The sequence below is a fragment of the Geomonas oryzisoli genome, from assembly GCF_018986915.1.
GTDB classification, from domain to species: Bacteria; Desulfobacterota; Desulfuromonadia; order Geobacterales; family Geobacteraceae; genus Geomonas; species Geomonas oryzisoli.
In genome coordinates this window covers 4,412,980-4,424,957 of the sequence record NZ_CP076723.1, presented here as the reverse complement: position 1 = coordinate 4,424,957, position 11,978 = coordinate 4,412,980, and the positions used below count along the sequence as shown (strand labels likewise).

Here is an 11,978-nt window from a genome sequence, read left to right as displayed (position 1 = left end):
ATGCGAAGTGGGCTATCTTTTCCCTTCTTAATGCTTTATCCCTGCGATCCCTTCGGGAACTTGGGTCGGTGTGAGACCCGCGGTGCGCAGGCAGGCGATTAGCGCCTCCCGCGGTACGCGCAGGCGCCAGCCGGCATGGAAGCGGTCGGCGGCGAGCAGCAGCCCGCCGGGTGCGAGTCGGGCGGCAAGCCCTGCAAAGGCCTCGGCTAACTGGGTCGGCTCGTGCAGCAGCGGTCCACCCAGCAGCCCGTTGCAGAGCACCAGGTGGTACGGCTCCCGCTGCGGTGCGGCGTCCACGCGGTCCAGGTAGAACTCGAGGGTGGGCGCGCAGTTGCCGTCCAAGAGCGGTTGGACCTGGGCCCGGTACTCTCGCTCCCGTTCGAGATCGTGGGGGAAATGAAGATGAGCGGCAGCGAACAGTTCGATCGGCTCCAGTGTCGAACCGTGCACCGTACTTTGGGCGCCGAGCCCCGCCTGCGCCAGCAGCTGTGCCGCCTGGTAGGTTCCTTCGCCGCTGCCGCAGGCGGCATCGAGAACCCTCATCCCCGTGGAGAATTGTCCTGCCTGCTCGCCAAGCCACCGGGCCAGCCACCGGTACTGCTCCGGATAGCGGTCGAAGCCGCCGCCGAAGTGCTGTGGCAGCATCAGGGCGAACAGAAACGCGGCGCGGGTATCCCCGTCCTCGGCGATCAGGCGCAACGCCGGAACGGGATCGGCACTGATTCGTGGCGTGAGCTTCTGGAGCAGGTCGATCCAGCTCGCCGAGCTGTGCAGGTAGCTCGCGGACAAAAGAGGGGAGAAGCGGCACCCCCGGCGCAGAACCAGTTCGAACACGGCGCGGGGGCGGGCCAGGGGAAACAGGGCCTCGGTCACCCCCCGCATCTCGTTGTTAACGGCGAGGCCGGGAGCCCACAGGGGGAGAGGATAGCCGGCGGCGTAGCTTGCGAACTCGGCGCCGAGGCGCTGGATGCGACGCTCCAATCGGGCGTCGAGCAGGGAACCGGGGACGAGGAGTCGTTCCAGGCGCAGTTTGATCTCGCGCTCGTCTGTGGACGGTATGAACGAAAGCTGCATGGTCAGATGATGACCTGGTGCAGGTCGCGGCGCTGGTAGCGCCACCAGAAGGCGCCGGCCCGGAAGAACCAGTCGATAAGGAAGACGCCCCAGACGGCGTAGAGAGAGAGCTGCAGCGGGACGGCGGCGATGTAGGAGAGGAGCACCCGGATCCCCCACATGGACACCAGGGTCACCAGGAAGACGTAGTGGGTGTCGCCGGTGCCGCGCAGGCTCCCGGCGTAGACGAAGGAGATGGCGAGCGGTACCTGGGCGAAGGCGACCAGCCGCAGGAAGACGCTTCCCTTCTCGATAACGTCCGGGTCGTGGGTGAAAAGGGCGATCAGGTGGTGCGGCAGGAAGAAGAAGAGCAGGGCCATGGCCCCCATGACCAGGACCGCCAGCCGGAGGGCTTCGGTGTGACTCATATGGGCGCGCCTGAGCTTTCTGGCTCCTATTGATTGTCCCATAAGGGTCGCCGCGGCGATCCCCATCCCCGCGCCGGGCATGAAGGAGAGCGATTCGATGGAGAGGCCGATCTGGTGGGCGGCGTAGGCGGCGGTGCCGAAGCCGATGATGAACTTGGAGTAGAACAGCTGGCCTGACTGCTGGGCCACGCGCTCCAGCGCCACCGGGTAGCCGATGCCGATCACCTTCTGCAACAGGGCCAGGTCGGGGCGCCCGATCTTCAGGTATCCCTTCCTGAGAGCCTGGATCAAGAGGTAGCTGAAGCCGGCAGCTTCGGAGAGGTTGATGGCGTAGGCGGCCCCGAGTACGCCGTAGCGCGGGAAGCCAAGGTGCCCGTAGATCAGGGGATAGGCGATGGCAACGTGCAGGACGTTCACCAAGAGGATCCCTTCCATCGGGGTGCGGGTGTTGCCGGTCCCCTGCATGATGGCGGACAGGATATTGAGTCCGGCGGTGAAGCCGAAATAGAGGAAGACCAGGCGGATGTAGTCCGAGGCGTAGGCGAGCACGTCCGGGCTCGCGCCGAGAAACACCGCGATGTCCCTGCCGAATCCCATACCCAGGAAGGTTGCGGCCACGGCGAGGAGCGCGCAGAAGAGGAGCGAGGCGAAGGCGGTCCGGCGGGCTTCCAGGCGCCGTCCCGCGCCCCAGAGATGGGCGATGACCACGTTGGCGCCGGTGGAGAAGCCCCAGAATACCGTCATGGTGACGAAGATGAGGAGCTGCCCGAGGCCGGTTGCCGCAATGGCCGCGGCCCCGAGCCCCCCGACCATGAAGATGTCCACGATGGAAACCAGGCGCTGGAACAGCGAGGAGAGGAGCACCGGCATCGACAGTGCAGCGACGTTACGCCGGATCGATACCCGCTTGGTCGATTTGTTGAGAGTGAGACGTTTCAAGATGGGGAAAACCTTACGGCGAACAGGGATGAAGGGGATAAAAGGGATAGCGCGCGGCCGCAACCGGCGGTATCCCCTGCACCCCCTTCGTCCCTGTTGGCACTACAGCTCTTTTAAAATGTCTTCCTGGCTGCGCACGAAGTTCTTGGCCCGTCCCGACGGCGCGATGATGCCGTAGGCCATGGCTTCGTTCAGTTCCGCTTCGGTGGCGCCTGCCTCCTTCGCGACCGCGAAGTGTTTCTTCAGTCAGTCCGGACAGCCGACGGCCACGGCGCAGGCGACGCGGATCAGTTCCCGGTACTTGACCTCGAGCACTTCCTCATACTCGAAATCCAGGATCTTCTTACGGATTTTCATGGTCCACCTCCTTGCAGGGAGAGCTGTGCTGACGGAACGTGTACATAACTAGCACAAACGCGAGCCTCTGGAAACCTTAACCTGCGGTCGGTGACGGGGGGAGGGGGCGGCGCCCGGCAGGGGCGCCGGTTGTTATTCGGTGACGGGATCGGGGTGCGGGGAGCCGGTCAGCTTCCTGACGGCGATGGTCATGCCGCGCACCTTGGTTTCAAACTCGCCATAGGCACGTGCGATTTCGCCTTCGGCGCTTGCCACGAGTGCGTTCAGCTTCCTCTCTGCGGTCTCGAGCTCCTTGCGGTACTGGTCCAGCTGCTCATCGACGTCCATCAGCATGTTTTCCAGCTTCCAGCGCCGGTTGGCCGGTGTCAGGGAGTAATCGTTGAGGATGGCGGTGATGTCATCCTCGGTGCTGCGCAAAAGCGTCTCCGCTTCCCTTCTTTTTTCGATCGCCTGCCGCGTCTGCTCCAATGAAATGATCTTGGCCATGCCTGTTCCTACCGTGAATGCCGCATTCGTTTACAAAACCCTCCACATCATATTTGATTTGCCGGAAACGTGTAAATACCCAAAATAGAGAGGGAATTCTCATGGCGAGTGGCTGATGCCGGCGGGGGCGGCGCCTCCATGCAACCTCGCCCCAAAGGCGGCAATGCTTGAAACCCGGCAAATTCCTGATACTTTTCCACCTGTGCTCTTGGCCGATACCGTGGGAAAGCTAAATGACCGATCACAATTTCAGCGACATCTCGACCCATGTGGCCGATCCCACCCGACTCGCGGCGCTGCGAGCGGTGGCCCTGCTTGACACCCCGGCCGAGGAAGCCTTTGATCGGCTGACCCGGCTGGCGACCCGGTTCGTCGACGCGCCGGTCTCCCTGGTCAGCCTGGTGGACGCGGACCGGCAGTTTTTCAAGAGCTGCGTCGGCCTCCCCGAACCGTGGCAGTCCCGCCGCGAGACCCCGCTCAGTCACTCCTTCTGCCAATACAACCGCATCGCCAGGCAGCCGCTGCTCATCGCGGACGCCCGGCTCCACCCGTTCTTCAAGGACAACCCCGCCATCAAGGACCTGAACGTGATCGCCTACCTGGGTATCCCGCTCGCCACCGTCGACGGCTACATCCTCGGCTCGTTCTGCGTCATTGATTCCAAACCAAGAAGGTGGACCTCCGCACAGGTAGCGGTAATCGAGGACCTGGCGGCTTCCGTCATGACTGAGATCCAGCTTCGCTCCGAGATTTGTACCAGGACCCTCGCGGAGAAGAGGATGGAGGAAAAACACGAGGAGTTGTGCCGGGCCCATCGGGACTTGCAACGGGAAAGCGAGGAGCGGTTGCGTACCGCCGAGCAGTTGAGGCAGATGGACCAGATGCTGATCCAGCAGGGTCGCCTGGCGGCGATGGGCGAAATGATCAGCAACATCGCGCACCAGTGGCGCCAGCCGCTGAACGTGCTCGCTTTGCTGGCCCAGGACCTCCCCATGACCTACCGGTTGGGGGAGTTTGACCAGGACTACCTTGACGAGAAGGTGCGCAAGATGATGGAGGCCATCACGCAGATGTCGCGCACCATCGACAATTTCAGGAACTTCTTCAGCCCGGGGACGGAGAAGGTTCGTTTCCGGGTGTTGGAGGCGGTGCAAAAGACGGTGTCTCTGGTACATGCCAGCCTGCGCGAACTCAGCATCGATATAACGGTTTCCTCCTTCGCCGACCCGATGGTCGAAGGGTATCCCGGCGACTATTCACAGGTGCTGCTCAACATACTGATCAACGCGAGGGACGTGTTTGCAGCCAGGAAGGTAGAGCATCCCACCATCAGGATCGAGGTTGGGGAGAGCGATGGACATTCCGTGGTGACGCTCGTGGACAACGGGGGGGGGATCCCGGCGGAAATCGCCGAGAAGATCTTCGACCCCTATTTCACCACCAAGGGGCCGCAGGCGACCGGGATTGGGCTGTACATGGCCAAGATGATCATAGAGAGAAATATGGGAGGCTCCCTCACCGCCGGCAACGTCGATGGCGGCGCAAGGTTCCGGTTGCTGGTCTGACGGCATCCCTGGTACTGTAACCGGCACCCTCTTTAGGCATTAAAGCCGTGCGACTGTCAAAAGTCCGCGGCTTTTAATGCCCCCCTGTCACTCACGTGAGTCGGTTTTAACGAATTGTATTGAAAACAGAGGAAAAGCTATGGTAGTGTTGCGCCAAAACAATTAGCAGCATTTTAAAACTGAAAGGCTCAAGCTTATGCTGACGTTCCTACTACAGTTGCGACGCCGGTATGTTTTGCTGCCCTTCTTCGCCTTACCGCTGCCGATGATTGTTCTGCATCGCACGGCCTCTCACCTCTGCTACGATCCTCCGTGGCTCCTGTTTATCACCAATACCCTTTTTGTGGGCTGCGTCAGCTTGCTGGTGGCAGTCATCGCGGCCCGGAATTACCAGGTTTCGGGTCGCATCAAGATGCTGCTGCTGGGATCGGCCATGTTGTCGGTTGGCGTCAGCGCCATACTCGCGGGCATCGTGCGCGGGCTTCCCGGCGGTGCCAATCTCAATGTCACCATTTACAACTGCGCCGCCTTGCTTGGAGCGCTGCTGCACGCCTTTGTAGCATTCATCCTCGCTGCCGGGTTACATCCGCAAACAGCTCCCCGGCGGCGACCGGCGCTACTCGCCTGCTCCTACGGCTTGGTAATCCTTTTCATTGCCCTGCTTGTCTTAGGCACCATGCAGGACGTGCTTCCGCTCTTCTTCGTGCAAGGAACGGGGGCGACCTTGATCCGGCAGGTGGTGCTAGGTTCCGTGATTGTGCTGAACCTGTTTTCCTTCACAGCCTTTCTGGCCACCTACCAGCGCAATCGAGAGCCTTTTCTGCTGTGGTATGCCGGGGCCCTTGGCCTGACGGCCACAGGTATGGCCGGTTTCTTCCTTCAGCACAGCGTGGGGAGCCCGGTGGGGTGGGTGGGGCGGTTCTCGCTCTACCTCGGCGAGTTGTACTTCCTGGCGGCCCTGCTGGTTGCCGATCGCAGCGCGCGAAGGACCGGGGAGTCTTTTGACGATGTCCTGGTCCTCGCGTTGAATGGCACAGACGAAAAGATCCGCTCGGCGTTTGCCCACGCTACCATCGGCTTCGCCATGGCGACCGTTAAGGGTCGCTTCATCGACGTCAATCCCGCCTTTACGGAGCTCACCGGCTACACGCTCACCGAACTGCAGCAAGTGGGACAGGCGCAGTTGATCCACCCGGACGACCGCGCAGAAAACATGGAGTTGGCTCGCCGCATGCTAGGCGGCGAGCTGCCTAATTTCACGGTGGAGAACCGTTACCTGCGCAAAGGAGGGGATCCGATCTGGGTGCGTAAGAGCGTGTCGCTGGTGCGTGACTCCGATGGGACTCCCCGTTGGATGGTCGCGCTGATAGAGGACGTTACCCAGCGCAAAGAGGTGGAACGTCAGTTGGCCGGCGAGCTGGACACCATGACGCGGTTGCAGAAACTCAGTACCCTCTTCGTGCACGACGGTAACCTTCAGTCGGTGCTGGAGGAGGTGGTAGATGCCGCTATTGCCATTACAGGGGCAGATTTCGGCAACATCCAGCTAATGGACCCAGCGACTGGTGACCTAGTGATTGTGGCGCAAAGGGGGTTCCCTCAGTGGTGGATCGACTATTGGCAACAGACGGCGCAGGGAAAGGGGACTTGCGGGGCGTCTGCGGCCATTGGTCAACGGATCGTCGTAGAGGATGTGGAGCAAAGTGACATCTTTGTCGGAACTGATGCGCTGGAGATCCAGCGGCGTGCAGGAGTGCGGGCGGTGCAGTCGACCCCTCTGTTAAGCCGGTCGGGTGAACTGGTCGGCATGTTTTCCACCCACTACCGCAATGCCTGCCGGCCCGACGAGGCGACGCTGCGCCGGCTCGATCTCCTCTCCCGACAGACAGCGGACACGATCTGCCGGCTGCGCGCCGACGAAGCGCTGCGCTTACAGGCAATGGACCTGCAGGAGTCCAGGCAGGAGGCGTTGAATGCACAGGACGCGCTGCGGCTTTTGAACCAGGAGCTGGAGCAGCGGGTCCAGGAAAGGACGGTGAAGCTCACCGCGATCAACAAGGAGCTGGAATCCTTCTGCTACTCCGTAGCCCATGAATTGGGTTCGCCCTTGAGGAGCATGAACTGCTTCAGTGCCATCGTCCTAGAGGAGTATGGCGAGCGGATGGACCCGGAGGGCAGGAACTACCTCGAGCGGATTGCGGCGAGCGCGTCGCGGATGGGGCACCTGGTCGAGGGGCTCCTGCTGCTCTCGAGGGTGACGCGCAGGGAGATGGTTCGGGAGACGATCAACCTCTCCGAGATGGTTGGCGAGATCGTCAATGAGCTTGTAACGCAGGAGCCGAAACGCAGGGTGGAGACGGAGGTTGCCGAGGGAAGCTGGGGGCAGTTTGATCCGGCCCTGGCGAAGCTTGCGCTGTACAACCTGTTGGGCAATGCCTGGAAATACACGAGCAGGGTCGATGGCGCCAAGATAGAGTTCGGCCACTTCCGCAGGGGCGGCGAGAGCGTCTACTATGTGCGGGACAACGGCATCGGCTTCGATATGGCCTATGCCCACAAGATATTCCTTCCTTTCGAGCGGCTGGAGGCAACGGCCAAATTCGATGGCACCGGTATCGGGTTAGCCACGGTACAACGCGTCATCGAAATGCACGGCGGCAAGGTATGGGCGGAATCCGAGCCCGGCAGCGGGGCTACCTTCTATTTCACCGAGGGACTGGGCTACGCCTATTGATCCAGCAGGGACGCTTGGCGGCAATGGGGGAAATGATCAGCAACATCGCCCACCAGTGGCGCCAGCCACTCAACGTGCTCGCCCTTTTGGCCCAGGATCTTCCGAGGACACTCCGGTTGGGGGAGCTTTCCGAAGAATACCTGGACGACAAGGTAGGAAAGATGATGCAGGCCATCACGCAGATGCCCGGCACCATCGGTAACTTCAGAAATTTCCTCAGCCCGGGGAAGGAGAAGGTTCGCTTCAGGGTATTGGAGGCGGTGGGAAAGACGGTTTCGCTGGTAGACCCCAGTCTGCAGGCACTGGAGATAGAAATAAGCTTGCTGGCAGATCCAGTGATCGAGGGCTCCGGGAGAGTATGCGCAGGTGCTGCTCATTCTCAGAACGGGCCTCTAGGTCCACACCAGTGTCAGTGTCAGCTCCGTAGGATCAAAAAGAAAGGGAAAATAATAGTTGCAATCTTCTCAATATGGTGATATGAGAGATTCATAACTGAAAAAGCGTTCTCCGAACGGGCAAAACCAGAGTAATCTGGTGACGCAAAGCCACGGGTCCTAACACCAGGATCGCCGGGTTGCCGAAGAGATGATTTGCATCTTGGCACCCGGTTTTTTCACGACACAAGAGCATTGTCATCTATCTAGACGGCAATGCTCTTTTTTTTTCTCTTCGTTCTTTTGATCGGTTGTGGTCCGACTTGCCTTGCATGGATGACCAAGTGGCTAGGCGGGCCGATTGTTATGCAAGCCTTCCTTTTCCGGAAGTGTCTTCTTTAATTGCAATGCAAAATACTGTTGTGCCGCACACGGAGGAGAGACTAATGAAAACGCAAGGGAATCTGATGGTAGCTGTATCGATGCTGCTAGTGCTTGCATCGCTGCCAGTGCGATCTGTGGCGGCGATGGACACTACCCAGCCGACGACCTCTGTTGCGCTTGCCGGTACAAAGGGAACCGATGGTTGGTACTCCACACCGGTAACAGTGACCCTTGTGGGGGCAGATGGCGCGGATGGTTCGGGTGTGGCTAAGACCGAGTACAACATCGACAACGCGTCATGGCAACCCTACAGTGCACCGTTTGTCATTGATAAAGATGGAAGCTCCTTTGTGCAATTCAGGTCAACCGACTTGGCCGGCAACATCGAAAGTCCCGCAAAGGGCCAAGAGATTAAAATTAATAAGCTGGGTCTGGTCGGCCTGTGGCGTATGGATGGGACCTGGAGTGACGGGTCCGTTGCGGGAAACAACGGTTCTCCGAACAACGGAGTGGCATTCAGCACCACTGCAAAGGTGGGGACTCAATCGGGCAGCTTCGACGGGGTTGATGACTATGTCAGCATTCCATCGTCAGCCACGCTGACTCCCGCAACCGCTGTGTCTGTGGAGGCATGGGTGAGGCCTGCGGACACCGTCACTTGGCACCAGGTAGTCACTAAGCGGTACGATGAGCAAAACAGTCCGTACAGCTCTTACGTACTGACAAGCAACGGCGGGGGAGCGAGCAACAAGTGGGTCTTCGCCATCAGCAACGGCACTGTGGGGAGTGGTGCTAGTGCCGTAGATACGGAAGTCATCGTCCCCAACGCTTGGACGCATCTTGTCGGTACCTATGACGGTGCTGCGATCAGGCTGTATGTCAATGGCATCTTAAAGGCTACCACCGCTAAAACTGGTGCTATAGGGTACTCCACGCTCCCGCTCCGGATCGGTACTTCCAATGTGTATGCGGGCCAGTTCTTCAAAGGGTTGATCGACGAGGTTCGCGTCTACAACCGCGCACTGACAGCATCGGAAGTACAGGAGCAGTTCAACAACTACGTGGTCAGCGCCCCAACGGTAATGTCTGTCGCATCGCCGACCGCAAAATCCGTCATCACCCTCGGCGGAACCAAGCAGACCAATACTGCCATCGCAGTGAACGGGAACATACTGGTGCCGCTTGACGGTACGACCAGTTGGCAGGGGAGCTATTCCCTGGCACAGGGAACGAACACCATCTCAGTCACGGCGGTCGATACGCAGAAGCGCAGCAGCCTCCCCGTCATTGTGAACGTCGTGTCAGACACGACTCCGCCCCAGGTGACAGCCACCATGCCGGCGCGTAACGCGGTTGTGAACGCCGCTCCAGCTTCATTGGTTGTAACCCTGGCAGACACGGTATCCAGTCTCAATTTTGCCGCCACCTTGAGTGGCGCGGCGGTGACAAGCGCTTCTGGTTTACAGATCTCCGGTACGTGGAGCACCTCCGGGAGCGGTTCTAGCGGTTCGATCTTCTTCACCCCCTCTGTCCCACTCCGCGAAGGTTCCTACACGATGACCGTAAGGCCGACCGACGTGTTGGGTAACGCTACGACCTACAGCCTTCCTTTCTCCGTCGACTGCACGCCTCCTGCAGCACCGGTGATTGACCCGGCCGGGGCCATTCGTCTTCCCACAAAGACCATCACCGGCACCAGAACCGGCGACAGCGATACCATCAAAGTTCTCTGCCCGGATGCTTTCGTAGGAACCATCTCCTACCCGACAGCCACGACCTGGAGCGTCAACGTCTGGGGCTTGAAGGACGGGGCGAATTACGTAACGGCATACGCCTACGATGCGGCGGGCAACGCCAGTGCACCGGCCACCGCGACGATCATCGTCGACACTGTCTCACCCTCGGTCAGCGCGACGCCCGCCGGAGGGATCTACACCTCGGCCCAGAACGTGGTCCTTGCCGCGAATGAGGCGGGTATCATCTATTACACAATTGACGGCTCGACCCCTACCACGAGCGCAGCCACATACGTTGAGCCGATCTCCATACCAGCTGGAGCGACCCTCAAGTATTTTGCCAAGGACCTCACCGGTAATGACAGCGAGATCAAAAGCGAAAATTACATCATCGACAACACTCCCCCGCTCCTGACCATCTCAGCACTGAGTGACGGTGCGCTCACCAATAACGAGATCCTGAACATCTCGGGAACGGTTACCGACAGCACCGGGGTAAAGGAATTCACTGTCAACCAGTTAGCGGTACAGGCGAATGCGGACGGCAGCTTCAGTTATCCGCTGGTGCTGAGGGCAGGCCCGAATGACGTGACGATCACAGCAACAGACCTGGCCGGCAACAAGGCAACAAGCACCCGGACTGTTACGCTGGATCAGACTGCGCCGGTCCTGGTAGTAAAAAGACCTGCGGACAACATCAAGACGGGAGTCGGCCTGCTGGAATTGGCAGGTGCAGTCGACAAGGCATCCACAGTAACGGTCAAACGGAGGGATGTGGTTCAGACTGCGGTCATGAATGGTGGCGATTTCACTGCCACGGTTAGCCTCGACCCCGGGTACGATACCATCGAGGTAACCGCCACCGACTTGGCCGGTAACCAGAGTTCACAGAAGCGGACGGTGGTATTCGATGAGCAGGTGCCTTCCTTGGCCGTGACCGTGCCGAACCAGGACGTCCGTACCAACCAGAGCAGTCTGACCATCAAGGGGACGGTGTATGACGCCCTTACCGCGGTTGGCGTCACGGTAACCGTGGACGGCAAGGTGCTCACGGTTCCGGTGATCGACGGTACATTCGAGACGGTGGTGAGCTTCAGCGAAGAGAAGACCTACAGCATCACCGTAACGGCTACCAACGAGGCGGGGACCTCCGCCACTGTCCAGCGCAACGTCATTTACGACATTACGCCGCCGGTCCTCGGCATCGATCCGGTTGTCACTCCGACGAGCCAATTGAACGGGACGGTAAGCGGCGTGAGGGAAGCTGATGCCGTGGTGACGGTGGCCTGCGCCACGGCAACCGTGGGAGAAGTCAGCTATCCGACCGCGACAACCTGGCGGGCGGCTGTGTCCGGCCTCGCTGAAGGCGAAAACGTCATCACCGCCGCCTCGACTGATGTGGCAGGTAACGTGGTCACGGCGACAACGACTATTGCTGTGGTGACCAAAGCCCCTGAGATAACAGTCGATGTGACCCCGGATGTGATCTGGCCGCCAAAGAAGAAGATGGTGCCGGTGAAGATAACCGGAGGAGTTGAAGCCTACGGTTCCCGCATCGCTTCCACCTCGGTGTCGGTCAGCGACGAGTATGGAAAGATCCAGTACAAAAACCTCACCCTCGGCAGCACCGTCATGCTGGACGCGTGGTGCAATGGAACAGACAAGGACGGCAGGAAGTACACGATAACTGTTGCAGTTACCACTGTTGGAGGGATGACGACAACCCAGACGGCGACGGTAACCGTGCTTCACGACAAGTCGGGAAAGGTCACCACCAGCGCACCTGCCCCGCAGGTCAAAACGAAAAGCGCCTCTACTGCGCCAGCCACACAGGCGAAGGTCAAGGCCGCGTCCAGCGCATCAGCCACACCGGCCCGTCGCCCGTAAGCGCGGGTCCGGGAAAGCTGCCCGACGCTATTCAG

General features: G+C 60.1%; 8 protein-coding genes and 1 riboswitch. Of the genes, 4 read left to right on the top strand and 4 right to left on the bottom strand.

Going from position 1 to position 11,978, the window contains the following annotated elements:
• Positions 1-27: 27 nt before the first annotated feature.
• From KP004_RS19265 to KP004_RS19255, 4 genes are all read right to left on the bottom strand, one after another.
• Positions 28-1,074, bottom strand: coding sequence for a class I SAM-dependent methyltransferase (locus KP004_RS19265; protein WP_216800006.1), 1,047 nt, complete (start codon positions 1,072-1,074; stop codon positions 28-30).
• A 2-nt stretch (positions 1,075-1,076) separates the two neighbouring features.
• Positions 1,077-2,420 (bottom strand): MATE family efflux transporter, encoded by a 1,344-nt coding sequence (locus KP004_RS19260; protein ID WP_216800005.1) that lies wholly within the window; start codon positions 2,418-2,420, stop codon positions 1,077-1,079.
• A gap of 102 nt (positions 2,421-2,522) precedes the next feature.
• Positions 2,523-2,777, bottom strand: coding sequence for a GSU3128 family (seleno)protein (locus KP004_RS21360; protein ID WP_275423145.1), 255 nt, complete (start codon positions 2,775-2,777; stop codon positions 2,523-2,525).
• Between the two features lie 132 nt (positions 2,778-2,909).
• Positions 2,910-3,263, bottom strand: coding sequence for a hypothetical protein (locus KP004_RS19255; RefSeq protein ID WP_216800004.1), 354 nt, complete (start codon positions 3,261-3,263; stop codon positions 2,910-2,912).
• A 233-nt stretch (positions 3,264-3,496) separates the two neighbouring features.
• Between KP004_RS19255 and KP004_RS19250 the strand changes: the two genes are divergently transcribed.
• The 4 genes from KP004_RS19250 (at position 3,497) to KP004_RS19235 (ending at position 11,943) form a co-directional block, all read left to right on the top strand.
• A complete protein-coding gene (locus KP004_RS19250) occupies positions 3,497-4,828 on the top strand; it encodes a GAF domain-containing sensor histidine kinase (protein ID WP_216800003.1) in 1,332 nt (443 codons plus the stop codon).
• 196 nt (positions 4,829-5,024) lie between these two features.
• Positions 5,025-7,562, top strand: a complete 2,538-nt coding sequence (locus tag KP004_RS19245; protein ID WP_216800002.1) for a sensor histidine kinase — start codon at positions 5,025-5,027, stop codon at positions 7,560-7,562.
• A 32-nt stretch (positions 7,563-7,594) separates the two neighbouring features.
• Positions 7,595-8,038, top strand: coding sequence for a sensor histidine kinase (locus KP004_RS19240; protein ID WP_216800001.1), 444 nt, complete (start codon positions 7,595-7,597; stop codon positions 8,036-8,038).
• Positions 8,039-8,066: 28 nt separating this feature from the next.
• Positions 8,067-8,144: riboswitch (cyclic di-GMP riboswitch) on the top strand.
• Between the two features lie 238 nt (positions 8,145-8,382).
• Positions 8,383-11,943 carry a LamG-like jellyroll fold domain-containing protein gene (locus KP004_RS19235; RefSeq protein WP_216800000.1) on the top strand — a complete coding sequence of 1,187 codons (3,561 nt, stop codon included), beginning with the start codon at positions 8,383-8,385 and terminating at the stop codon, positions 11,941-11,943.
• Positions 11,944-11,978 lie beyond the last annotated feature (35 nt).

Bases quoted from the DNA above. Each gene is read 5' to 3' on its own strand.
- KP004_RS19265 (WP_216800006.1), bottom strand. From the start codon at position 1,074: ATGCAGCTTTCGTTCATACCGTCCACAGACGAGCGCGAGATCAAACTG.
- KP004_RS19255 (WP_216800004.1), bottom strand. From the start codon at position 3,263: ATGGCCAAGATCATTTCATTGGAGCAGACGCGGCAGGCGATCGAAAAA.
- KP004_RS19250 (WP_216800003.1), top strand. From the start codon at position 3,497: ATGACCGATCACAATTTCAGCGACATCTCGACCCATGTGGCCGATCCC.
- KP004_RS19245 (WP_216800002.1), top strand. From the start codon at position 5,025: ATGCTGACGTTCCTACTACAGTTGCGACGCCGGTATGTTTTGCTGCCC.
- KP004_RS19240 (WP_216800001.1), top strand. From the start codon at position 7,595: ATGATCAGCAACATCGCCCACCAGTGGCGCCAGCCACTCAACGTGCTC.
- KP004_RS19235 (WP_216800000.1), top strand. From the start codon at position 8,383: ATGAAAACGCAAGGGAATCTGATGGTAGCTGTATCGATGCTGCTAGTG.